Source organism: Microbispora sitophila, from assembly GCF_014892245.1.
GTDB lineage: Bacteria > Actinomycetota > Actinomycetes > Streptosporangiales > Streptosporangiaceae > Microbispora > Microbispora siamensis.
In genome coordinates this window covers 378,941-400,177 of the sequence record NZ_JADBGC010000005.1, presented here as the reverse complement: position 1 = coordinate 400,177, position 21,237 = coordinate 378,941, and the positions used below count along the sequence as shown (strand labels likewise).

The window sequence follows — 21,237 nt, the reverse complement described above, 5'->3', positions numbered from 1 at the left end:
CGAAGCGTCGGAAACGGTCTTGGCGGCTCGAAGTCTTTGCCATACTGTGACGAAGGATCGACGTCCATGTGAGGCAGAGTGGCAAGCGGGCTGGCACGTTCCAGGGGGCGCCGCCGCAAGAGGCGGGCCCGTTCGCACGTCGTCGAGGTGTCCATCGGGGTGGCCGCCTTCGCCGTCGGTGCCGTCGCGATCGCCTGGCCGCTGTCGCGTTCCGACGCGGCCCCCGGCCACGTGGTCGCCGCGCCCACGCCGCAGGCCTCCCCGGCCGGGGAGTTGACCGTCGCCAGCGTCGACACCGACAAGAAGGCGACCAAGAAGCGGGACAAGAAGGCGGCCGAGAAGAAGGCGTCGGGACCGTCGAAGTACACCGACACCACGGCGGAGGCCTACTTCCGCAGCAGGTGGAACGACAAGACCGCCAAGCGGGTCAAGGACATTCGCACCACCGGCCGCTACCTGCGCATCTACACGAACCTCCCGGAGAACGCCGACAACTCCAAGGCCGCGATCACGCTGTGCAAGCGCGGCCTGGAGTACCTGGCCGAGCGGGGGGAGGCCAACCCCGTGGTGTTCGTCCAGTCCAGGTTCGGCGAGAACGGCAACCCCGTCCTCGCCAACATCCTCGGCCCGGACGACGACGACTGCCGGGTCACCTACCCCAAGCCGAAGTAGGCGTCACCCGGCCGGCTGCAGGGTCAGGCAGACGGAGTTGATGCAGTACCGGTCGTCGGTCGGCGTGGGGTAGCCCTCGCCGTGGAACACGTGCCCGAGGTGCGAGTCGCAGCGGGCGCAGCGGACCTCCACCCGGCGCATGCCGAGCGAGTCGTCCTCGTGCAGGGTCACGGCGTCCGACTCCGACGGCTCGTAGAACGACGGCCAGCCGCAGTGCGACTCGAACTTGGCCTCCGACCGGAACAGCTCCGCCCCGCAGGCGCGACAGGAGTAGACGCCGACGGTCTTGGTGTCGACGTACTCGCCGCTGAACGGGCGCTCGGTCCCCGCCTGCCGGAGGACCCGGTACTCCTCGGGGGAAAGCTGCCCGCGCCACTCGGCGTCGCTCTTGATGACCTTCTCCATAGCTCACCACCCTGCCTTCGGCGGCCCCTCGCGGGGATTGCGAACTGAGGAACTCCGTGGACGCTCGGAATCTTCCCCGCACGTGTTCGCGGGTCGAGGCATCCTTTCCCGGGTCTGCCGGCGTCTTCACTGACGAGGGGTTGATCGCCGTCACCCGCGCGGGGGCGGTCACCCGCACCGCCGTCAGGGCGGCGAAGCACCCGACCCGTGCTGGCCGCCGCCGGACGGTGAGAGGAGGCCGCCCGCGGGCGGCCGTCGTGGTCCGTCCCGTCGCGTGCGGCGCCGTCCGAACGCGAGAGCGCCGTACGCGACCACGAGCCTGCGCCGGAAGAGCGCGGCCGTGGGAGCGCCCGGTCCGGCCGCCGTCGGCAGCCCGGGACGGACCCCCTCCTCCCTGGGTAGGGTCACGTGCATGGCTTCGCCGTACATCGAGATAGAGGTGGGTGGCCGCACCGTCAAGGTCACCAATCCGGACAAGGTCTACTTCCCGGAGATCGGCGCCACCAAGCGCGACCTGGTGGAGTACTACGTGAGCGTGGGGGACGGCGTGCTGCGCGCTCTGCGGGAGCGGCCGACCTACCTCAAGCGGCACCCCGACGGTGTCGGCACCGAGGCGATCTACCAGAAGCGGATGCCCCGGCATCCCGACTGGATCGAGACCGTCACCGTGCGTTTCCCCAGCGGGCGCACCGCCGACGCGTTCTGCCCGACCGAGGTGGCGGCGATCGCGTGGTGCGCCAACCTCGGCACGATCGACTTCCATCCGTGGCACGCCCGCCGTGCCGACCTCGACCACCCCGACGAGCTGCGCGTCGACATCGACCCGCAGCCCGGCACCTCGTTCGAGCAGGCCCGTACGGTGGCCTTCACCGCCAAGGAGATCCTCGACGAGCTGGGCATGACGGGCTTCCCCAAGACCTCGGGCAGCCGCGGCATCCACGTGAACGTGCGCATCGAGCCTCGCTGGACCTTCACCGAGGTGCGCTACGCCGCGATCGCCCTCGCCCGAGAGGTCGAGCGCCGCTCGGACCTCGCGACGAGCGCCTGGTGGAAGGAGGAGCGGGGGGAGAAGGTCTTCATCGACTACAACCAGAACGCCCGCGACCGCACGGTGGTGGCCGCCTACTCGGTCCGGGCGCGGCCCGACGCCCGGGTCTCGGCCCCCGTGACGTGGGAGGAGCTGGCCGACTGCGACCCGCGCGACTTCGACATCAGGACGATGCCGGAGCGGTTCGCCAAGCTGGGCGACGTGCAGCGGGCGATCGACGACCGGGCCCACGACATCGGCACGCTGCTGGAGTGGTACGACGCCGACGACCGGGGCGACATGCCGTACCCGCCGAACTACCCGAAGATGCCCGGCGAGCCGAGGCGCGTGCAGCCCAGCAAGGCGAGGCCGTCCAGCTGATCGTGACCCGCCGGGTGACGTTTTTGTCCGCCTGTCTCTGCTCTTGATCGGCTCTTGCATTCCCGCCCGGTGTCCCTGGAGACGGGTGCGGGGATGGTCCTGGCGAGCGCTCGCCGACGGGGGAGCGGGCGCTCGTCCCCGGGCAAGACCGCACACGGACGAACCTGGAACACCCGAAAAGCCTCGCCCTCGCACCGCTGCCGAGGGCGGGGCCGTTGTGCACAAGACCGAGCGGGGGGAGACACCCGGATGTGCCTGAGCTGCGGCTGCGGCGAGCCTGACGACGACCACGGGAATCCCGACCACATCACCTGGACGGATCTGCGGAAGGCCTCCAGGGCCGCGGACATCAGCCCGGCGCAGGCCGCCGACAACATCAGGTCCGGGATGGAAGCCCTCGGCACGCCACCTTCCTGACGCCGGGCCGTTTTCCCCCGACTGGAACAGGTGGAAGCCGCCGCCAGACCGATATGTATGGAGAGTGACCAAGTGACAACACCGGTCAAGAGGATCACGATGTCCAAGCCGTTCTGCGCCCTCGCGGGCGTCGGCCCGTACGCCCTGGCCAAGGCCAACGAGGTGTACGAGGACATGGCCGTCCGCGGCCGCAGGCTCGTGAGCAGGATGAGCCGGGAGGCCGCGCAGGAGTTCGAGGAGACCGCGCACGAGCTGGAGGACATCTCCAGGACCGCTCGCCAGCAGGAGAGGCAGGAGCGGGAGAGGGAGACCGTCGGCCAGACGACCGGCAGGGCCCGCGCCACGACGTCCCGGGCCTGACGCGCGTCGCGTCCGTCTCGCCACGAGCGAGGAGGCACGCGCCTCCGGTCACGCCGCCGGACATCCCGGAAACCGATCGGAACGCGGAGCGGCCCCGCCTGTCTCGATTTAGGGAGAGGCGGGGCCGCTCCTGGCGTGGGCGGTGCGTCAGTGGTGGAAGCTCGTGGCGCCGTCCGGGCCGAACATGGGCGGGGACGGCATGAGCAGCCAGGCCAGCGGGCCGCGTAGGTCGTCCGCCAGGCGGTCGGCCAGATCGAGCGAGAACCCGTTGCGGCACACCACCCTCAGCACATGCAGGTCCTCCCGGTTGGGCGGGAAGGGGTACACCGGCACCAGCCGGCCTCACTCCCGCAGCCGCGCGGGATGTGGCGAGGTTGAGCCGCGGATACCCGTCCGGCATCAGCTCGTCGCGGGTGCCGCAGGGCCGAAGGGATGCATCTCGAAGACGCCGGGTTCGACGACCGTGTACGTCGACTCCGGAACCTCCAGCCACAGGCCGGGCAGGTCGCGCAGGGGTTCTGACACGACGACCCGAGCGTCGTCGGAGAGCTCCACGGACTCGAAGACCTCCGGATGCAGATGCCGGAGACTCTGAGTGTTCCCGCTGTGGAAGAGCGACCGCGAACGACGGTCGCTGGAGTAGCGGAAGGACCACAGCCGTTCGCCGTTCGACATGGCCAGCGACATCTGGAGCGGGTGCTCCACGTCGTGTCTCCGCCCTGTCCGCTCCACGAGGCCGGCCATCCGTTCCACCGCCCCCGGGGGGTCCTCCGGCAACCCCAGCGTGAGCGCCAGGAAGAACATGACCTCCGAGTCCGTGGACCCCTCGACCGCCGGGAACAGATCCGGGGCGATGGCCATGACGAGGTCCCGTTTGACGCGGCCGAACTCGGAGATCGCGCCGTTGTGCATCCACAGCCATGGGCCGTACCTGAACGGATGGCAGTTCGTCTGCTGTATCGCCGTTCCGGAAGACGCGCGCACGTGCGCCATGAAAAGCGGCGACCGGACATGGCGGGCGAGTTCGCGGAGGTTGCGGTCGCCCCACGCGGGCTTGGTGTCCTTGAACACCGCGGGCGGCACGTCGCGGTCACCGTAGTAGCCGACGCCGAACCCGTCGCCGTTCACCGTCTCCTTGCCGTACCTGGCGTGGAGACTCTGGTCGATCAGTGAGTGCTCCGGCTCGTAGAGCAGTTTCTCCAGAGCGATCGGCGAGCCACAGTAGGCCAGCCAGCGGCACATGTGTCCTGTCCCCCGTCACACAAGCTCGTCCGGCATCCGGTGCGGGTGGGCCGCGACGGCCTCGACGGGTGTACACGACCCGCTTCCGCTCGATCGGGCTCTCGGCGCGGTCGAACGCCCGCTGATCCGGCTGCACGCCATGGCGCCCCCTGATCTGCCGTTCCCCCGCGGGCAGGTCCGTACGCCCGGTGAGGCGCATTCCGGTGGTGTACTCGGCGTCAGCGCGACCGGGGCCACACGTCGTCGTAGCGGTAGCCCAGCTTCTCGATGTCGAGGACGCCCGCGACTGTGTCGCCGTACCGGGGCAGGCGGCTCTCCTCGGTGACGTTCCCGTACGCCGACCGGACCGGGGCCTTCGGATGGCGGGAGCGCCACATGTGCCACAGCAGGTCGCCGAAGCAGGCGACGACCCAGTACAGGGGGTCGTTCGGGGCGACGGGCTGGGCCAGGTCGCCCCCGATGCCCATCTGCACTGCGCCGATGTGGATCTCCACCTGCATGTTGAACACCTGGAAATCCGGATTTTTCAGCATGTTCGCAATGAGATCGGGCGAGGCCCATGGGGGAATCTTCCCGCCGTCGGCATAGGAACGCCGGAGCGGATGAACCCGCGGGACTTTGGCGGTCCACCCGGCGAACGCGCCGTCGAGCACGGCCTGATCGCGCTTCGCACTGCCGTTTCCCCCGAAGTACGCCTTGGACAGCACCGTCGAGCGCTCCGGCGCCCGGCCGTCGAGGGGCCAGTCCCAGTACGGCACGGACACGGCAGGATCGAGACGCTGGAGCGCGCGCTCGAAGTCCAGAAGGTATCTGCGCTGCCAGGGCAGGAAGAAGCCGTTGGCGTGGGTGGCCGTGAAGTCGTCCGCGTAGGTCTTGACCAGCGCGTCGTAGGTCCCCCGCGCCTTCAGTGCGCGCACCGCCCCGACGAACGCCTGCCACTGCTCCGTGGTCATGTCGCCGGTCCGCCGGCGTGTGGTCATGTCGCCGGCCCGCCGGCGGGCCGGCGGCGGGGCCGGGTCCGCGTGCGCCGCCGTCCCGCGCACCCCGAATGCGATCGCCGCCGTGCCCCACACCGCCGATGCCAGCATCTCCCGCCTGCTCGGCCCACGCATTTCCGCCCCCCGAATATCACCGGATTCCGTGGCCTGTTCCGATCGGCGGAAAGATTAGAACGACGAAGCCGCCGGGACGCTGCATTTGGCGCCGTGTCGGCTCGTCGGGAGCGGTGGAACGGCCATCGGCGACAGCGGGCCGCCGTTCCATCCGCGGTCACTCGGTGGAGAGCGCGCGGACGAGCCGGGCGACCAGGGGACGCGTCTGCTCGAACGAGGCCTCGCTGAGCGCGGGTGCGCCCACGATCGAGCGCATCACTCCCATGCCGAGCAGGAGCGCGCCGATCAGCTCGGCGCGCAGCGCGGCGTCCTGGCCTTCGAGGCGGTCGGCGAAGCGCGACGGAGGAGATGAGCTGGGGCCTGCCCGCCGTCGTCGTGCCCTCGCCGTCGGTCAGAGGGGGAGCGCGGCGGCCAGCTGACGGATCACCTCGGCTTCGCCGGCGTCGCTGGCGCCGTCGGGTGGCGCGTGTTCCGTGATGGCCGCGCCGACCACGTCGTCCAGGCATGAGACCAGCCTGGCGAGCCGTTGCGGGTCCACTCCGTCCGGTTCGGGATAGCAGACGGAGCGAAACGACCCGGGGTCGAGCACGTCGAGGTCGATGTGCACGTAGACGGGACCGGTCAGACCGTCGAGCACGCTTTCGAGGTCGTCGACGCCGTAGACCCGAAGGGGGGCCTTCTCGATGTAGTCGCGTTCGACGACGTCGCCCGCCCGGAGCCCCGCGATGATCACCTGCTCGGGCGCCAGCGGCTGCTCCGGGACAAGCGGCGCCGGGCCTTCGCCGAGCAGCGTGCGCAGCACCATCGCGTGAAAGGCGCCCGAGCGCAGGGAATGCGGAAGATACAGGTCCGGGTGTGCGTCGAACCACAGGAGCGTCAGGCGGTCGCCGTAGCGGGCGCGGGCGGCGGCGATCGGCGCCAGGTCCACCCCGCAGTCTCCACCTGCCGTGATCACGGCATCGTCGATGCCCTCCAGGGCCTGCTGAGTCCGCCGCAGGTTTTCGGTGAGCACGTCGAGCGCGCGTACGCCGGCCTGGAGATCCCCGTCCTCCTCGAGCACGGGCACGGTCACCAGGGAATCCGCCGAAACCAGCTCCGCGGTCCGACGGGCGCCCGTCACGAGCCGCGGCGCGTCGCCGGAGCCCGATCCCTGCCACTGAGGTACGCACAGCACTGTGGTCACGTCTCGACGATACAAACGGGAGAGCTCGTTCGCTGATCTCTGATACGAAACGTCCCGGACGAGCCGGGCCGCGAACGCCGTGCGGTCCGACCGCAGGCCCGGCCAGCCATGACGGCCCGGCACCTCGCCGCCCGCCCCGTCGACCCCGACCGATCCGCAGCCGACGGCCCCGCCACCGCAAGGCAGATCAAGGCTCGCACCCCGCACTGCCGCGTCATCCTCACCGTGTACGAGATGAAACGGCTCGCGACCAGGATGACGAACACACCGTCGCTGATGCGCCCGACGATCCGCTTACCGGCCCAGGCCCCGGCCAGGGTGGCGGGGGTCAACGCGGCGCCGTACAGCAGCACCCGGCTCGTGAGCTGGGTGCGGGTGGGCGGATGCCCAGCAGGCCGAACTCATCGAAGGCGAAGGTCCGCTCCGGCCGCTGGTTGGCGCGTACTCGATGCGCTCCAGCTTGGCCTCAAAGTCGGGGTCGGGGGAGTCCTTCCAGGTAGATGCGGTGGAAGGTGATTCCGCGCCGGGCCAGCAGTCATGCCAGAGGTTCGTGGTTCGCCCAGGCGACCTTGTACGGGTGCCGGGACTGCCAGCGGTCGATGACCTCGTGCATGCCCGGCGCGGTGAACGCTTTCGCGAGGGCGTCGTTGTCGGCGACGGCCACCTGCACGATCGCGGTCGCGATCAGGGCCGGGATGGCCTCCTCGCCGGGGACGGGAATGTGGCGCCGGGTCGCGACCGACTGCACGAAACCGGAGTCGAGCATGACCTGTTCGATATCCGCGAGGTACTGGTCGAGCTCCGCGTCGGGCAGCGGCTGGTCGAAGGAGACAATCATCGTGTGGTTGATCATGCAGCCATTCTTGACCCCGCACGGCGCCTGCGTCCAAGACCGGTTCGCCATTCGGCGATAACCTGAAGGCATGATCGAACTGCAGACCCGCGAGCTCGAGTACTTCATCGCACTCGCCGACGAGCTGCACTTCGGCCGGGCCGCCGTCCGGCTCTCGATCGCTCAGCCGGCGCTGTCGAAGGCCATCCGACGGATCGAGACCCGGCTCGGTGTCCCACTCTTCATCCGCTCCAGCCGGCACGTCGAGCTCACCCCGGCCGGGAAGGCGTTACAGGAACACGGCCGGCACGCGCTCAACGCGGTCAGCGCCGCCGTCCGGCACGCCCAGCGTGCCGGCGATACCCGGGCCCACCTGCGGCTCGTGCTCAAACCCGGCGGCGACGCGGGCCTGCTCTCCGGGCTCCTGGCCGAATACGCACACCAGCCCGACGCCCGCCAGGTGGACATTCTGTTCAGCGGCCCAGCCGATCGCGCCGACTTCCTGCGCGACGGCCGGGCCGACGTCGGCCTGCTCTACGCGCCGTTCGACGACCTCGACGGCCTGGCCCACGAGACGCTGCACACCGAGGACCGCGTGGTCATCGTCCCGGCCGGACACCGGCTGGCCAGGCACACTTCGGTGCGCATGTCCGATCTGGAGGGTGAGACCCTGCCACGCTGGAAAGGAATACCCGGGGGGGATGGCACCGGTCCCGAGGTCGCCGACGTGGTCCAGATGCTCCAGATGATCACGGTGGGCCGGATGATCGGGGTGCTGCCCCGCTCGCTGGTCGAACCGGTCCCGGCCGGCCTGGTGTGCGTCGCGGTGGCCGACGCGCCGCCCAGCCGCCTGGTGCTCGCCTGGATCGCGGAGGATCGCCGGCCGCTGGTCGCCTCGTTCGTGGCCGCTGCGATCAGGCCGCGCCGGGACAAGACCCGATCAGACATCGATGAACCTGACGCGCCGCTCGCTGCCGACAACGAGCGGCTCGTACCGGAGGACGTTCGGTGACTGGGACGAGCGTGCTGGCTCGAGGAGGATGCCCACGACGGACGTGTTCCGCGTCGCCTGCCCCAATTGACAAGAGCTCGGCCCGGCACCGGCTGTCTGATGCCGACCGCAACTAAAAACCGAAATGAACGTAGCGGCAGTGATCATCAGCCCGCCGCAGGAGGCCAACTCCTCCGTTACCGCAGGTCAGGTGCTACTTCGTAGAGAATTTCTTCATTGCTACCGGGACTCCCGTCGCGTCGGGCCTTCGCCGTGGTGGCGGGTCGGTGGTGTCGGGGGTACTGGAACGCTATCCGGCACCAATGAGGTTCCCGCTGATCAGCGAGCCGCCGCGGAGAACAGGCTGCCCATCGCACCGTGCCACTCGCGGCCGCCGTGCGCGATCAGGTTCGGGTCGTGGAATGCGGACGAGACCGCCGCCGCGGCATGGGGAGATTGCATCTCGGAAGTGCCTGGCGGATCGTGCCTGATGTGGCCCCAGAGAAACCCCATCATCAGGTCACAAGGCACTCTCCATTCCCCGAGAAACTGTCCCCAGACATCAAGCCCGGTGGATCAGGGATCAAACAACCTCGCCGGGACAAGATGGTCTTCAAGCGCGAAGGGCGTCGATCAGGGCATCGACGGCAGCGAGCGCGGCGGCCGTGTCGAGTCCTGCGCGGGAGACCAGGGAAAGGCCCTGGACGGTGAACAGCAGTAGCTGCGCCTGGGCCTCGGGGGTGGCGGCCTGGGTGACCTCGCCGCTGGCCTGCGCGCGCCGCAGGGCGTCGGCGACGATCTGGGTGAAGCGGGCGTGCGAGCGGGCGACGATTTCGCGGGCCTCGGCATCCTGCGGAACAAGTTCGGCGGTGGTGTTGCCGATCATGCACCCTTGCGGAACGCCGACGTCGGAGGCGTACTCCTGCGCCCGGGCCGGGTTGGCGAGCACCTCGCGCAGCGCCGGCAGCACCGGCCCGGCCTCCAGCGCGGTGACCAGCCGGCGCTCGTAGGTGTCCCAGTACAACTGGACCGCGGCCAGGTAGAACTGCCGCTTGTCGCCGAAAGCGCCGTACAGGCTGCCCCGTTCCAGGGTCAGTGCGTCGACGAGGTCCTGAACGGAGGTCGCTCCGTAGCCCCGGGACCAGAACAGCAGGAGCGCGCGCTCCAGGGCCTGGCCTTTGTCGAATGCGCGAGGGCGTCCCGTCCGTGCCACATCCCCAGGTTACGACTTTTTGACTGTGTGCACAAAAGCCCGTACGGTGATGGCTGAGCGACTTCTTGAACGATTACACAGAAGTCGGCGGGACGAGAGGCAGGACCACATGGACTTCGAGGGAAAGACGGCGCTGATCACCGGATCGGGCGCCATCGGCGGGCTCGGGCACGCGACAGCGAGAATCCTCGCCGCCGGCGGAGCTGACGTGATCATCACCGGCACCGATCCGGACCGCGGCGCCCAGGTCGTGGACGACGTGCGGGGGAGCGCGGCTGGGTCCGGCGGCGCCGTACGCTTCATTCCCGCCGACCTGGCCGACCCGCAGGCCGTGCAGCGGCTGGCCGAGGACGCTGGGGCGGTGGACATCCTCGTCAACAACGCGGGCGTCGTCCCGTTCAGCGCGACCGCCGACCAGGACATCGCCGCCTACGACGCCGCCTTCGCGGTCAACGTGCGCGCGCCGTTCGTCCTGGTCGCCCAGCTCGCACCGAAGATGGCCGCCGGCGGGGGCGGCAGCATCGTCAACGTCAGCTCCACCGCGGCCGGCCTGGGCATGCCGCCGATGGCGGTCTACGGGGCCACCAAGGCGGCGCTTGAGTCCCTGACCCGCACCTGGGCGGCCGAGTTCGCCGGGTCGAACGTGCGCGTCAACGCCGTGTCGCCCGGCCCGATGACCACCTCCAAGGTGGTGGCGGCCATGGGACCGGACCTCGGCGGCATGGGACTGACGACCGCGCTGAAGCGCGCCGCCGACCCAGCCGAGGTCGCCCGGGTAATCGCCTTCATCGCCAGCGACCAGGCAAGCTACGTCACCGGTGCCGTCGTGGCCGCCGACGGAGGCCGGACCGCCATCTAACCCGAACGCACCGGCTACCGGCACGGCGCAGGCGGGCCAGGTCCGCAGTGAGGAAGCCGGTCTCTGGCGGGTGTCCCGCGATGGCGGGGATGGCCCGTCATCGCTGCCAGAACCACCGTTACCAGAACCACGCGCCTTGGCGTGAGTGAGGAGAATGTTCAATGGGTCGTCTTGAGGGAAAGCACGCACTGATCACGGGCGGGACGGGCGGCATCGGGCTTGAGACCGCCCGTGAGTTCCTCGCCGAGGGAGCGACTGTCGCGATAACCGGCCGCTCGCGGGAACGGCTGGATGAGGCCGCCCGGCAGCTGGACGGCCCGCTGCTGCCCATCCTCAGCGACGCCGGCGACGTGCCCGGCCAGGCGGCACTCGCGGCGCGGCTGCAGCAGGAGTGGCCGAAGCTCGACATCCTGATGAGCAACGCCGCCGACGTCACCCATCTCCCGATCGAGGAATGGACCGAGGAGGCATTCGACAGGCTCGTCGCCACCAATCTCAAGGGACCGTTTTTCCTGATCAAGGCCTTGCTGCCGCTCTTCTCGCGGCAAGCTTCGGTCATCCTCGTCGGCTCTGTCTCCGCTTTCATCGGGCACGAGAACGCGGCGGTCTACGGTGCCGCCAAGGCAGGCCTGCTGTCCTTTTCCCGCGGGCTGACCTATGAGCTGAAGGACCGAGGCGTCCGGGTCAACGGGCTGAGCCCGGGGCCGACTCTCACGGACACGTTCAAGTCGCTTGGCCCCGAGCGGCAGGCCGCCATCTACGACGACCTCCGTCAGACCGTGCCCCTGCATCGCATCGGCACGGCCACCGAGCTGGCGAAGGCGGCTGTCTACCTGGCCTCTGACGAGTCCGCCTACACCGCCGGCACCGTCTTGCGCGTCGATGGCGGCATCGGAGAACTCGCCTACTGATCTCGATTCGTCAAGGATCGGATGCACGTCCCGTCGGCGGCCACTTGCCCCGGCCGGGCAGCTTTCCACAAGGAGGAGGGTGCGCGGGCGGGAGGCCGCTCCGGCATCCTGCAGGCCAATGCCCGCCGACCGAACACACGCCAGGCGGACATCCTGTCTGGCGGGGCCATCGACCGCGCCGACCACGTCCGCAACGGCACGATCTGGGCCCTGCTGTACGCGCCCTTCGACGACATGACCGCCGCGAGGGCCTGGCCGGACTGGATCAGGCGAGCAACCGGTCGACCAGCCCGTCGAGGTAGTCAGGGGTGAGCGGGACCGCGCCGAACAGGACGCGCATGTAGATCGGCGCCAGGAGATGGTCCAGCACCTCCAGCGCGTCGGGCGGGTCCTCGCCGCGGTCGCGGGCGCGGTCGAGCATGGCCTGCAACTGCCTGGTGCGGTCGGCCAGGAGCTCGTCGCGCGCCTGAAGGCCCTGCTGGCCCTCGCCTGACAGCGCGATGGTCAGCCGCACCAACGCCAGGCCGTCGGGTCCGGTGACCTCGCGGGCCACGATGGCGGCGTAGGTGCGCAGGTCGCCGGCCAGGCTGCCAGTGTCGGGCATCGGCGCCTGCGCGTTGAGCCGGGTCAGCAGCACATCGCCGAGCAGGGCTTGGAGGTTGCCCCACCGGCGGTAGAGGCTGGTGTCGGCCACGCCCGCGCGGGCCGCGATGTCGCCGACGGTGAAGTTTCCGTAGCCACGCTCGCTGACCAGGTCGGTAACGGCCTGGTGCACTGCCGCGCGGACCCGGGCGCTGCGCCCGCCGGGCCGCCTGGCTCGCCCCTGCTCATCCATACCCTCACCTTAACGCAGTCGAGACTTGCGTTAGAGTCTCCCTAAACGCAGTCATCGACTGCTTTTAGGAAGGATGTACGTGAAAGCGTTGCTCACCCTGACCTGCGCAGGTCAGTTCATGGTGCTGCTCGACAACACGATCGTCGGTGCCGCCCTGCCCGACATGCAGCAGCGGCTCCACACCGGGCTGACCGGCCTGCAGTGGATCGTCGACGCCTACGTGCTGCTGGTGGCCATGCTGCTGCTGTCGGGCGGCGTCTTCGCCGACCGGTTCGGCCGCAGGCGGGTGTTCCTGGCCGGGGTGGTGGTGTTCACGGCCGCGTCGGTGGTGTGTTCGCTCGCGCCCTCGATCGCTTGGCTGATCGCCGGGCGGGTGCTGCAGGGCGTCGGGGCCGCGGCGCTGAGCCCCGCCTCACTAGCGCTGCTCGCCGCCGCGTATCCCGCCCCGAGGGAGCGCGTCAGAGCGATCGGGTTGTGGGCCGGGTTCAGCGGCATCGGCCTGGCCGCCGGACCGCTGGCGGGCGGGATCCTGGTGGAGTCCTTCGGCTGGCCCGCCATCTTCCTGGTCAACGTGCCCATAGGGGCGGTCCTGCTCCTGGCCGGGCTGCGCGTGCTGGGGGAGTCCCGCAACCCGAGCGCGCCGCCGATCGACGTCCCCGGCACGGTCCTGTCCGTCGCGGGCGTGGGCACTGTGACCTACGGCCTGATCGAGGGCGGTTCCCGAGGCTGGACCTCGCCGGTGATCCTGGGCAGCTTCGCCGCCGGACTGGTGCTCCTGGCCGCGTTCGTCGTGGTCGAGGGTGGTGTGTCGACGCCGATGCTGCCGCTACGGCTGTTTCGTCAGCGGCTGTTCACGGTGTCCAACACGGCGATGGTCGTGGTCGGGTTCGCGCTGATGGGGTCGTCGTTCTTCTTCTCCCAGTTCTTCGTCTACGTCCAGGACACTTCGATCCTGGTCGCCGGGCTGCGGACCCTGCCCGCCTCGCTGGCCATGGTGATCGTCAGCCCGTACGCGGGCCGGTTCGCGGCCAGGTGCGGCTTCCGCGTCGTCGTCAGCATCGGCCTGGTCCTGGCCGGGCTGGGGCTGCTGGCGCTGGGCTTCGTCCACGCCGATACCGGCTACGGGAACGTGTGGTGGCGGCTGGCGGTCGTCGGCATCGGGTTCGCTCTCACCATGTCGCCGCTGACCGGGGCCGCCATCCAGGCGGTCAGCCCGCAGGAGGGCGGCCTCGCCTCGGGCGTCAGCAGCACCACCCGGCAGATCGGCGCGGTGCTCGGAGTGGCGGTGCTCGGGGCGATCGTCCACACGCGGGAGTCCGGCGGCGCCTCCTTCGAATCCGGCCTCAACAGCGCCTTCCTCGCGGCGGGTGCTGTAACGCTGGCCTGCGCCGTATTCACCGGCCTGTGGCTGACCGCGGCCCGGACGCCGAGGGGCGTCAGGGTCGAACAGTCAGGAGGCCGAGCAGTCAGTGAGCCGCCGCTGACAGCTCCTCCCGGCCGGCCCACGTCTTGAGCCGCTCGACGTAGGCCTGCTTGGTCATCCGCGGCCCTTCGGTGCCGAAGAGCACCCGCAGCGGCGAGCGAGCCGCCGGTTATGGGGCGAAGAGGACTTGGGACTCGAGGTCGAGTCGGGTGGTGGGGTTGGCGGTCGGCGGGGTCAGGTTGAGGATCCAGTCGCCGAACCGGCGGATGACGTGGGTGATGTAGGGCGAGATGGTGGCCATGTCATCGAGGTCGACGGGGTGGCCGTCGGCGGCGATGGCGTTGGCCGCGAGATAGTGCAGTGCCGCGGCGAGCTCCCGGTATCTGGTCGGTGTTGGCGTCGGAGCGGGCTGCGTTGAGGACATGGCCCAGCGGGATCTCGACGGCGCGGTGAATCGGGGCCGGCGCGTACTCAACCGCGAAGTGAAGCATCTGCCGGTCGTCTTCAGGGAGTGTCATAGGCGGGCCTCTGCCGGGGGAGTCGTTCGGGGCTCCCCGTTGTCATCCGGCGGCGAGATCCATTGCGGGCGATACCTGCAGCCGTACCGCATGAATCTACGTTGGAAGGGCGAGGCCATCGCACAACACCCTCATGAGAGGCCCGGACGAGCGACCAGGCCGAGCTGGTGGCCGCCCGGCGCCGGATCGCCGGCACGCCATGGGGCGAGCCGCAGTCTCAATGGTCTGTCTACGCACCAGACCTTCCTCGACTGCGGCAGGTGAAGCTCGGTGATCACTGGTTCTCCTGATGGGGCGATTGCTCAGGCGGTCGGGGCTGGCGCGCCGTGCCGAGGCGCTGGGCTTCGACCCGGTATGGGCGCCCGGGCGCAGGAGCTGTGGCGGAAGATCCTCACCCGGGCGTCGCGGCGGCGTTGTCGGTGCGGTGTGCCACTGTAGGAAGCGTGCGCCGCATCCACCCCTTCACCGAGGACGAGCCGGACATCCCCGCCGCCTACGCCTATCCGCGCGACCACTGGCTGCGCCTCAACATGGTGGCCAGCGCCGACGGCGCGGCCTGGATCGAGGGCCATTCGGAGGGCCTGTCCGGCCGGGCCGACAAGCGGATCTTCGGACTGCTGCGCGGCCTGGCCGACGTGGTGCTGGCCGGGGCCGCCACCGTCCGCACGGAGGGATACCGCCCGGCCCGCCCGCGCGAGTCGTGGCGGGCGCTGCGGGAGGGCAGGCCACCGGCGCCGCCCGTCGCCGTCGTCACCCGCGGCCTCGACCTCGACCTCGACAGCCCGCTGTTCACCGAGGCGGAGCCGTACGCCCGGACGATCGTGATCACCACGGAGTCGGCGCCGAAGGACCGCCGCGAGGAGGCGGCCGGGAGGGCCGACCTGATCGTCGCGGGCGACGAGCGGGTCGATCTCGCGGCCGCCGTGAGCGAGCTGCGCGACCGGGGGCTCGGCCGCGTCCTGTGCGAGGGCGGCCCCCGGGTGAACGCGCAGCTGGCCGCCGCCGGCCTGGTCGACGAGCTGGCGCTGACCGTGAGCCCGCTGCTGGTCGGCGGCGACGCGGCGCGCATACTGGACGGCGTCGCCTCGCACACGCCGCTGACCCTCGCTCAGGTGCTAGAAGAGGATGGCTTCCTCTTCTGCCGATACATCAGGGAGGCGCAGGATGAAGCTTCCGGTTGAGCCGCAGATCCCCGACCTGGACCTGCCGGTCGTGCCGCCGGTCGCGCCGATGCTCGCCAAGGCCGTCAAGGGGCTGCCGAGACAGGACGGCACGCTCTACTACGAGCCGAAGTGGGACGGCTTCCGCTGCATCGTCTTCCGTGACGGCGACGAGGTCTTCCTGGGCAGCAGGAACGAGCGGCCCTTCACGCGCTACTTCCCCGAGCTGGTCGAGGCCGTCAGGCGGGAGTTGCCGCCCAAGTGCGTCGTGGACGGCGAGATCGTGCTGATCAGGGGACAGTCGCTCGACTTCGACGCGCTGCAGCAGCGCATCCACCCCGCGCAGTCCCGGGTGCGGCTGCTGGCCGAGAACACGCCCGCGTCCTTCGTCGCCTTCGACCTGCTCGCCACCGCGACGGAGGACCTCATGGAGGCGCCGTTCTCGGAGCGGAGGGCCCGTCTGGAGGAGATGCTGGTGGGTGCGGGCCGGTCCGTACGGCTCACGCCGGTCACGCAGGACGAGGGCCGGGCCGCCGAGTGGTTCGACGCGTTCGAGGGCGCCGGTCTGGACGGCATCGTCGTCAAGCCGGGCGACCAGCCGTACGTGCCGGACAAGCGCGTGATGTTCAAGGTCAAGCACGAGCGCACGGCCGACTGCGTGGTGGCGGGCTACCGCGAGCACAAGTCGGGGCCGGTCGTCGGCTCGCTGCTGCTCGGGCTCTACTCGCCGGACGGCCGCCTGCACCACGTCGGCGTCGCGGCGTCGTTCCCGATGAAGCGGCGGGAGGAACTCGTCGAGGAGCTCGCGCCCTACCGGGTGGAGGACCTGAGCGAGCACCCGTGGGGACACTGGGCCGAGGTCGCGGCGGGCGGCGCCGAGGGCCAGCGCCTGCCCGGCGCCGTGTCACGGTGGAACGCCAAGAAGGACCTGTCGTTCATCCCGCTGCGGCCCGAACGGGTCGTCGAGGTGGCCTACGACCACATGGAGGGCGACCGGTTCCGTCACACCGCCCAGTTCCGCCGCTGGCGCCCCGACCGCACCCCCGCGTCCTGCACCTATGAACAGCTCGAACGCCCGGTGAGCTACGACCTCGACAAGATCCTCGCCCGCTGACCTGCCGGCGTCACCGGTCAGCGCCGGGCGCACCACTCGGGCGGCGTACGGCCCGCACTGGGGTACGCGCACGCGGCGTACTCGTCCGCCGCGGCGTCCGCCTGCCGGATCCGGATGAGCGAGACGGCGACCAGCACCACGCACAGCACCAGCGCCATCCTGGAGCGTCGCATGAGCAGCGCGGCGAGTACGGCGAACAGGACGGCCAGACCGGAGACCAGCATGACGGCCAGGGGCGTGTCCCCGTCCACGGCGGCGGGTTCTCCGGGGCCGAGCGGGGGGCGGTACAAGTCCACGACCCAGCCGCAGGAGGTCAGCAGGACCGCCATGGAGAAGAGGATGCCGAAGAGCGCGAACCGTAACGCTCTCGTCTCCGCCTCCTCCGCGTCCCCCTCGGCGGCACTGTTCACCGGCACCTCCTCACATGGCGGAGCACGCATGATCACCGCTGTGTGGCCCCGCCGTCAAGCCGCGGCGTCCGCCCGTGAGGGGCGCGCTGGTCAGCCGGTCAGGGCGCGGACGGCGGCGGTGACGACGACGGCGACCGCGACGATCACCAGGAACGGCGCGCGCAGCAGCAGCGCGACGGCCGCCGCGGCGAGCCCGGCGGCCCGGGCGTCGACGACGATCGTGCGGCCGTCGGCGAAGGTCTGCAGGGCGATCAGCGCCGCCAGTGCCGCGATCGGCACCAGCGCGGCCAGTCTGCGGACGAGCGGCCGCTCCAGCACCGCCGCCGGCACCGACAGACCGAGCAGCTTCACGGCGTAGCACCCGGCCGCCGTGACGACGATCGCGACCCAGACCATCAACGTCCTCCTCCGGGCGAGCGGCGGGCGAGGAGCCGGGATACGGCCAGCACGGCGGGCGCGGCGAGCACGGCCACCAGCACCGGCACGCCCGCGGGCACGAACGGCACGCAGGCGAGGGCGAGCACGACGGCCAGCGCCGCCACCGCCGCCTCCTCACGCCGGACGAACGCCCGGATGAACGCGCGGACGAACGCCCGGACGAGCGGGGCCCGGCCCGGCGGTGTGCCGGGCGGCGCGGCGTGCGGGCGGGCCGCGTCACCGGCCGTCTCGTGAGAAGCAGCGGGAGAAGCAGCGGGAAAAGCAGTGGAGCCGGCCGGGGGAGCGGCGGCGGGCGTGGAGGCGGAGCGGGCCCGGAGCATGGGCAGGAGCAGGGCGAGGAAGACGGCCGGGCCGGCGGCGTCGAGCCCCCAGACCGCCGGATCGCCGAGCGCGGAGGCGCCCAGCGCGCCCAGGAACGTGGTGATGTTCCATCCTGCGTACAGGCTGACCCCGGTGACCGTGAACCCGAGCCGGGCGAGGCGCCGGTCGGGCTGGGCCAGGGCCACGGCGGAGGTCTCGTCGATCAGCCACTGCGCGGCGAACGGGCGGACCGCCGCGGGGAGCCCGAGCAACTGCGACAGCCGCAGCCCGTAGAAGGCGTTCCGTACGCCGAGCAGCAGCGCCCCGGCCGCGGCGGCGAGCGGGTTCCCGCCGCTGCCGAGCGCGCCCACCAGAGCGAACTGGGACGCCCCGGTGAACACGAACAGCGACAGCACGCAGGTCTGGACGACGGTCATCCCCGCGCCCGCCGAGGTGACGCCGAACGCGAAGCCCGACAGACCGACGGCCGTGCCGACCCCGAGGGCGTCCCGCACGACCGCCGCCCGGGGCTTCGGCGGCAGGCCGGCCTGCACTGGTGTCGTGGTCACCCGCCCGAGGGTAACGAAGTGTGCAGGAATGTCCCCTATGGGGGTAAGCGGCCGAGTTGCGCCATCGACCCGCACGGCACGCGGGTCCGCCGGGGTCGTGCCCGGCCGCGTCCCGGCCTTCCGGCGGCCCGGGGCGGCAGCGTGGACGGCTCAGCCGCCGGCGCAGACCAGGACCCGCATGGACCGGTCGGCGAGGCAGACCTTGGCCCCGGCGGGCAGGATCTCCTCGGCGTACGGGTCGTCGCGGACGTCCTCGTCGGCGGTGTCGAGGACGGGACGCCAGGCGGCCCCCAGCTCCGGCCCGGGGAGTGCGAACGTCAGGTTCTCGTGGTGGGCGTTGATCAGCAGCAGGAACGTCTCGTCCCTGATCCGCTCGCCGCGCGGGCCGGGCTCGCTGATCGCGTCGCCGTTGACGTACACCGCCAGCGACTTCGCGTAGCCCGTGTGCCAGTCGCCGTCGGTCATCTCGGTGCCGGACGGCGTGAGCCAGATGACGTCCCTGCTGCCGTCCCCGACCGTGCGGCCCTGGAAGAACCGGCGCCGCCGGAAGACGGGATGCGCCCGCCGTAAGGCGGCCAGGCGGCGGACGAACTCGAGCAGGTCGCCCTCCTGCCGGATCAGCGACCAGTCGATCCAGGAGATCTCGTTGTCCTGGCAGTAGGCGTTGTTGTTGCCGTGCTGGGTGCGGCCGAACTCGTCGCCCGCCAGCAGCATCGGCACGCCCTGGGACACGAACAGCGTGGTGAGGAGGTTGCGTCGTTGCCGGCGGCGCAGCCGTACGATGCCGGGATCCTCCACCGGGCCCTCGGCGCCGCAGTTCCAGGAGCGGTTGTCGTCCGTGCCGTCGCGGTTGCCCTCGCCGTTGGCCTCGTTGTGCTTGTGGTCGTACGACACGAGATCGGTGAGGGTGAACCCGTCGTGGGCGGTCACGAAGTTGATCGAGGCGACCGGACGGCGGCCGCTGCTGGCGTACAGGTCGCTCGACCCGGCCAGGCGCGAGGCGAACTCGGGCAGCGTCTGGGAGGCCCCGCGCCAGAAGTCCCGCACGGAGTCGCGGTATTTGCCGTTCCACTCGGTCCACAACGGCGGGAAGTTCCCGACCTGGTAGCCGCCCGGGCCGACGTCCCACGGCTCGGCGATCAGCTTGACCTGCGAGATCACCGGATCCTGCTGGATGAGGTCGAAGAACGCGCTCAGCCGGTCGACGTCGTGCAGTTCCCGCGCCAGCGCGGCGGCGAGGTCGAAGCGGAAGCCGTCCACGTGCATGTCGAGCACCCAGTAGCGCAGCGAATCCATGATCAGCTGAAGCGCGTGGGGCGAGCGGACGTTGAGCGAGTTGCCGCACCCGGTGTAGTCGAGGTAGTAGCGGCGGTCCTCCTCGCGCAGGCGATAGTAGGCGACGTTGTCGATGCCCCGGAAGCCCAGCGTGGGGCCCATGTGGTCGCCCTCGGCGGTGTGGTTGTAGACGACGTCGAGGATCACCTCGATGCCCGCCTCGTGCAGGGCGCGCACCATCGCCTTGAACTCCTGGACCTGCTCGCCGCGCTGCCCGGAACTGGCGTACGCGTTGTGCGGCGCCATGTAGGCGATCGTGTTGTAGCCCCAGTAGTTGGTCAGCCCCCGGGCGACCAGGAAGTGCTCCGGCACGAACTGGTGGACGGGCATGAGCTCGACCGCGGTCACGCCGATCGACTGGAGGTGGTCGATCACGGCCGGGTGGGCGAGCCCCGCGTAGGTGCCCCGCTGCTCCGCGGGGATGGCGGGATGGCGCATGGTCAGGCCGCGCACGTGTGCCTCGTAGATCACCGTCTCGTGGTACGGCGTGCGGGGCGGCCGGTCGTTGCCCCACTCGAAGAACGGGTTCACGACCACGTTCTTTGGCATGTACGGCGCGGAGTTCTCCGTGTTGAGCCGGGCGGGGTCGGCGAAGTGGTAGGAGAACAGCGACTCGTTCCACCGCACCGAGCCCTCGATCGCCTTGGCGTACGGATCGAGCAGCAGCTTGGACGGATTGCACCGGTGCCCGTGGTCGGGACGATAGGGCCCGTGCACGCGGAAGCCGTACCGCTGGCCGGGCATGATCCCCGGCACGTAGCCGTGCCAGACGAACCCGTCGACCTCGGGCAGATCGACGCGGGTCTCCCCGCCTCTGTCGTCGTACAGGCACAGCTCGACCCGCTCGGCCACCTCCGAGAACACCGAGAAGTTGGTGCCCACACCATCCCAGGTGGCGCCGAGCGGGTAGGGCTCTCCAGGCCAAACCTCGCGCATGTAACCTCATTCTCCACTGCCGGGGCGAATCGTGCACCCGCGACGACCCCTGCTCTCGCACGGGAACGCGGGAGCCCCCGCCGGATCGGGTCCGGCGGGGGCTCCCGCTGGTGCTCAGCCGACGAGTTCGGCGTTCAGGGTGATCGTCGTGCCGGTGAGCGCCTTGCTCACCGGGCAGTTCGCCTTGGCCGTCTCGGCGGCCTGCTGGAAGTCCTCGGCCGAGATGCCGGGCACCTGCCCGCGGACGGAGATCACGATGCCGGTGATGCCCTCACCCGGCTGGAAGGTCACGTCCGCCCGGGTCTCCAGCGACTGCGGCGGCGTGCCGGCCTTGGCCAGGCCGTTGGACAGGGCCATCGAGAAGCACGAGGAGTGGGCGGCGGCGATCAGCTCCTCCGGGCTCGTCTTGCCGTTGGCCTCCTCCGCCCGGGAGGGCCAGGAGACGTCGAAGGTGCCGACCCCGGAGGAGTCGAGCGAAACGGTGCCCGAACCGTCGAGCAGCGCGCCCTTCCACTGCGTCGTCGCGGTACGAGTGGTCGCCATGGCGACTTCCCTTCACTAGCGAGTCTTAATCCGTCAGCAGCGACCTTAACG

26 protein-coding genes and 1 pseudogene are annotated in these 21,237 nt (G+C 70.5%); 10 read left to right on the top strand and 17 right to left on the bottom strand.

Translation table 11 applies throughout. The features are described 5' to 3' along the window. Positions 1–78 precede the first annotated feature (78 nt). Positions 79–672, top strand: a complete 594-nt coding sequence (locus tag IL992_RS11975; RefSeq protein ID WP_193203382.1) for a hypothetical protein — start codon at positions 79–81, stop codon at positions 670–672. Between the two features lie 3 nt (positions 673–675). On the opposite strand, the gene msrB is transcribed toward IL992_RS11975, so the two are convergent. Both msrB and IL992_RS11965 read right to left on the bottom strand, forming a co-directional pair. Further along, positions 676–1,077 carry a peptide-methionine (R)-S-oxide reductase MsrB gene (msrB, locus tag IL992_RS11970; RefSeq protein WP_193203381.1) on the bottom strand — a complete coding sequence of 134 codons (402 nt, stop codon included), beginning with the start codon at positions 1,075–1,077 and terminating at the stop codon, positions 676–678. Positions 1,078–1,260: 183 nt separating this feature from the next. Next, a complete protein-coding gene (locus IL992_RS11965) occupies positions 1,261–1,491 on the bottom strand; it encodes a hypothetical protein (protein ID WP_193203380.1) in 231 nt (76 codons plus the stop codon). On the opposite strand from IL992_RS11965, the gene ligD reads away from it, so the two are divergent. From ligD to IL992_RS11950, 3 genes are all read left to right on the top strand, one after another. Further along, positions 1,490–2,485 (top strand): non-homologous end-joining DNA ligase, encoded by a 996-nt coding sequence (gene ligD / locus IL992_RS11960; protein ID WP_193203379.1) that lies wholly within the window; start codon positions 1,490–1,492, stop codon positions 2,483–2,485. The genes IL992_RS11965 and ligD overlap by 2 nt on opposite strands. 249 nt (positions 2,486–2,734) lie before the next feature. Further along, complete coding sequence (locus IL992_RS11955) at positions 2,735–2,902, top strand: hypothetical protein (RefSeq protein WP_193203378.1); 168 nt, start codon at positions 2,735–2,737, stop codon at positions 2,900–2,902. A 72-nt stretch (positions 2,903–2,974) separates the two neighbouring features. Beyond that, the gene (locus IL992_RS11950; RefSeq protein ID WP_193203377.1) at positions 2,975–3,262 is read left to right on the top strand and encodes a hypothetical protein; all 288 of its coding nucleotides are present in this window, start codon (positions 2,975–2,977) and stop codon (positions 3,260–3,262) included. A gap of 147 nt (positions 3,263–3,409) precedes the next feature. Here IL992_RS11950 and IL992_RS11945 read toward each other — a convergent pair whose 3' ends face one another. The 6 genes and pseudogenes from IL992_RS11945 to IL992_RS11920 all read right to left on the bottom strand — a co-directional run bounded on the left by IL992_RS11945 (position 3,410) and on the right by IL992_RS11920 (position 7,652). Further along, positions 3,410–3,595 carry a hypothetical protein gene (locus tag IL992_RS11945; protein WP_193203376.1) on the bottom strand — a complete coding sequence of 62 codons (186 nt, stop codon included), beginning with the start codon at positions 3,593–3,595 and terminating at the stop codon, positions 3,410–3,412. Between the two features lie 66 nt (positions 3,596–3,661). Then, a complete protein-coding gene (locus IL992_RS11940) occupies positions 3,662–4,504 on the bottom strand; it encodes a class II glutamine amidotransferase (protein ID WP_193203375.1) in 843 nt (280 codons plus the stop codon). Positions 4,505–4,722: 218 nt separating this feature from the next. Further along, positions 4,723–5,592, bottom strand: coding sequence for a tyrosinase family protein (locus IL992_RS11935; protein WP_193203374.1), 870 nt, complete (start codon positions 5,590–5,592; stop codon positions 4,723–4,725). A gap of 181 nt (positions 5,593–5,773) precedes the next feature. After that, positions 5,774–5,941: pseudogene (locus IL992_RS11930) on the bottom strand (TetR/AcrR family transcriptional regulator); the annotation flags it as partial. Positions 5,942–6,007: 66 nt separating this feature from the next. After that, positions 6,008–6,799, bottom strand: coding sequence for an arginase family protein (locus IL992_RS11925; RefSeq protein WP_193203373.1), 792 nt, complete (start codon positions 6,797–6,799; stop codon positions 6,008–6,010). A gap of 535 nt (positions 6,800–7,334) precedes the next feature. After that, a complete protein-coding gene (locus IL992_RS11920; RefSeq protein WP_193203372.1) occupies positions 7,335–7,652 on the bottom strand; it encodes a hypothetical protein in 318 nt (105 codons plus the stop codon). A gap of 70 nt (positions 7,653–7,722) precedes the next feature. Between IL992_RS11920 and IL992_RS11915 the strand changes: the two genes are divergently transcribed. Further along, a complete protein-coding gene (locus IL992_RS11915; protein ID WP_193203371.1) occupies positions 7,723–8,643 on the top strand; it encodes a LysR family transcriptional regulator in 921 nt (306 codons plus the stop codon). Positions 8,644–8,961: 318 nt separating this feature from the next. On the opposite strand, the gene IL992_RS47565 is transcribed toward IL992_RS11915, so the two are convergent. Both IL992_RS47565 and IL992_RS11910 read right to left on the bottom strand, forming a co-directional pair. Next, positions 8,962–9,084 carry a hypothetical protein gene (locus IL992_RS47565; RefSeq protein WP_264294969.1) on the bottom strand — a complete coding sequence of 41 codons (123 nt, stop codon included), beginning with the start codon at positions 9,082–9,084 and terminating at the stop codon, positions 8,962–8,964. 151 nt (positions 9,085–9,235) lie between these two features. Beyond that, positions 9,236–9,835, bottom strand: a complete 600-nt coding sequence (locus IL992_RS11910; RefSeq protein WP_193203370.1) for a TetR/AcrR family transcriptional regulator — start codon at positions 9,833–9,835, stop codon at positions 9,236–9,238. 109 nt (positions 9,836–9,944) lie between these two features. On the opposite strand from IL992_RS11910, the gene IL992_RS11905 reads away from it, so the two are divergent. Both IL992_RS11905 and IL992_RS11900 read left to right on the top strand, forming a co-directional pair. Then, on the top strand, positions 9,945–10,694 hold the full coding sequence (locus tag IL992_RS11905) for an SDR family NAD(P)-dependent oxidoreductase (RefSeq protein WP_193203369.1): 750 nt from the start codon (positions 9,945–9,947) through the stop codon (positions 10,692–10,694). 161 nt (positions 10,695–10,855) lie between these two features. Next, positions 10,856–11,605, top strand: coding sequence for an SDR family oxidoreductase (locus tag IL992_RS11900; RefSeq protein WP_193203368.1), 750 nt, complete (start codon positions 10,856–10,858; stop codon positions 11,603–11,605). 265 nt (positions 11,606–11,870) lie between these two features. Here IL992_RS11900 and IL992_RS11895 read toward each other — a convergent pair whose 3' ends face one another. Next, positions 11,871–12,440, bottom strand: coding sequence for a TetR/AcrR family transcriptional regulator (locus IL992_RS11895; RefSeq protein WP_193203367.1), 570 nt, complete (start codon positions 12,438–12,440; stop codon positions 11,871–11,873). A 79-nt stretch (positions 12,441–12,519) separates the two neighbouring features. Between IL992_RS11895 and IL992_RS11890 the strand changes: the two genes are divergently transcribed. Further along, on the top strand, positions 12,520–13,953 hold the full coding sequence (locus IL992_RS11890) for an MFS transporter (RefSeq protein ID WP_319018495.1): 1,434 nt from the start codon (positions 12,520–12,522) through the stop codon (positions 13,951–13,953). Between the two features lie 79 nt (positions 13,954–14,032). Here IL992_RS11890 and IL992_RS11885 read toward each other — a convergent pair whose 3' ends face one another. Beyond that, positions 14,033–14,287 carry a hypothetical protein gene (locus tag IL992_RS11885; RefSeq protein ID WP_193203451.1) on the bottom strand — a complete coding sequence of 85 codons (255 nt, stop codon included), beginning with the start codon at positions 14,285–14,287 and terminating at the stop codon, positions 14,033–14,035. 537 nt (positions 14,288–14,824) lie between these two features. Here IL992_RS11885 and IL992_RS11880 point away from each other — a divergent pair. Beyond that, positions 14,825–15,562, top strand: a complete 738-nt coding sequence (locus tag IL992_RS11880) for a pyrimidine reductase family protein (protein WP_193203365.1) — start codon at positions 14,825–14,827, stop codon at positions 15,560–15,562. A 16-nt stretch (positions 15,563–15,578) separates the two neighbouring features. Continuing rightward, complete coding sequence (locus tag IL992_RS11875) at positions 15,579–16,655, top strand: ATP-dependent DNA ligase (protein ID WP_193203446.1); 1,077 nt, start codon at positions 15,579–15,581, stop codon at positions 16,653–16,655. Positions 16,656–16,672: 17 nt separating this feature from the next. Here IL992_RS11875 and IL992_RS11870 read toward each other — a convergent pair whose 3' ends face one another. The 5 genes from IL992_RS11870 to IL992_RS11850 form a co-directional block, all read right to left on the bottom strand. Further along, positions 16,673–17,065, bottom strand: coding sequence for a hypothetical protein (locus tag IL992_RS11870; RefSeq protein WP_193203364.1), 393 nt, complete (start codon positions 17,063–17,065; stop codon positions 16,673–16,675). Positions 17,066–17,155: 90 nt separating this feature from the next. Beyond that, positions 17,156–17,464, bottom strand: a complete 309-nt coding sequence (locus tag IL992_RS11865; protein WP_193203363.1) for an AzlD domain-containing protein — start codon at positions 17,462–17,464, stop codon at positions 17,156–17,158. Further along, positions 17,461–18,372: an AzlC family ABC transporter permease gene (locus IL992_RS11860; RefSeq protein ID WP_319018494.1), complete on the bottom strand. Its 912-nt coding sequence runs from the start codon at positions 18,370–18,372 to the stop codon at positions 17,461–17,463. The genes IL992_RS11865 and IL992_RS11860 overlap by 4 nt, the downstream gene beginning before the upstream one ends. Positions 18,373–18,522: 150 nt before the next feature. Beyond that, positions 18,523–20,643: a glycogen debranching protein GlgX gene (gene glgX / locus IL992_RS11855; RefSeq protein ID WP_193203362.1), complete on the bottom strand. Its 2,121-nt coding sequence runs from the start codon at positions 20,641–20,643 to the stop codon at positions 18,523–18,525. Positions 20,644–20,757: 114 nt separating this feature from the next. After that, positions 20,758–21,186, bottom strand: coding sequence for an OsmC family protein (locus tag IL992_RS11850; protein ID WP_193203361.1), 429 nt, complete (start codon positions 21,184–21,186; stop codon positions 20,758–20,760). Positions 21,187–21,237 lie beyond the last annotated feature (51 nt).

Excerpts from the sequence above, each read along its gene's own strand:
- msrB (WP_193203381.1), bottom strand. The coding sequence starts at position 1,077 with ATGGAGAAGGTCATCAAGAGCGACGCCGAGTGGCGCGGGCAGCTTTCC.
- ligD (WP_193203379.1), top strand. The coding sequence starts at position 1,490 with ATGGCTTCGCCGTACATCGAGATAGAGGTGGGTGGCCGCACCGTCAAG.
- IL992_RS11965 (WP_193203380.1), bottom strand. The coding sequence starts at position 1,491 with ATGCACGTGACCCTACCCAGGGAGGAGGGGGTCCGTCCCGGGCTGCCG.
- IL992_RS11955 (WP_193203378.1), top strand. The coding sequence starts at position 2,735 with ATGTGCCTGAGCTGCGGCTGCGGCGAGCCTGACGACGACCACGGGAAT.
- IL992_RS11940 (WP_193203375.1), bottom strand. The coding sequence starts at position 4,504 with ATGTGCCGCTGGCTGGCCTACTGTGGCTCGCCGATCGCTCTGGAGAAA.
- IL992_RS11935 (WP_193203374.1), bottom strand. The coding sequence starts at position 5,592 with ATGCTGGCATCGGCGGTGTGGGGCACGGCGGCGATCGCATTCGGGGTG.
- IL992_RS11920 (WP_193203372.1), bottom strand. The coding sequence starts at position 7,652 with ATGATCAACCACACGATGATTGTCTCCTTCGACCAGCCGCTGCCCGAC.
- IL992_RS11915 (WP_193203371.1), top strand. The coding sequence starts at position 7,723 with ATGATCGAACTGCAGACCCGCGAGCTCGAGTACTTCATCGCACTCGCC.
- IL992_RS47565 (WP_264294969.1), bottom strand. The coding sequence starts at position 9,084 with ATGCAATCTCCCCATGCCGCGGCGGCGGTCTCGTCCGCATTCCACGAC.
- IL992_RS11905 (WP_193203369.1), top strand. The coding sequence starts at position 9,945 with ATGGACTTCGAGGGAAAGACGGCGCTGATCACCGGATCGGGCGCCATC.
- IL992_RS11900 (WP_193203368.1), top strand. The coding sequence starts at position 10,856 with ATGGGTCGTCTTGAGGGAAAGCACGCACTGATCACGGGCGGGACGGGC.
- IL992_RS11895 (WP_193203367.1), bottom strand. The coding sequence starts at position 12,440 with ATGGATGAGCAGGGGCGAGCCAGGCGGCCCGGCGGGCGCAGCGCCCGG.
- IL992_RS11885 (WP_193203451.1), bottom strand. The coding sequence starts at position 14,287 with ATGTCCTCAACGCAGCCCGCTCCGACGCCAACACCGACCAGATACCGG.
- glgX (WP_193203362.1), bottom strand. The coding sequence starts at position 20,643 with ATGCGCGAGGTTTGGCCTGGAGAGCCCTACCCGCTCGGCGCCACCTGG.
- IL992_RS11850 (WP_193203361.1), bottom strand. The coding sequence starts at position 21,186 with ATGGCGACCACTCGTACCGCGACGACGCAGTGGAAGGGCGCGCTGCTC.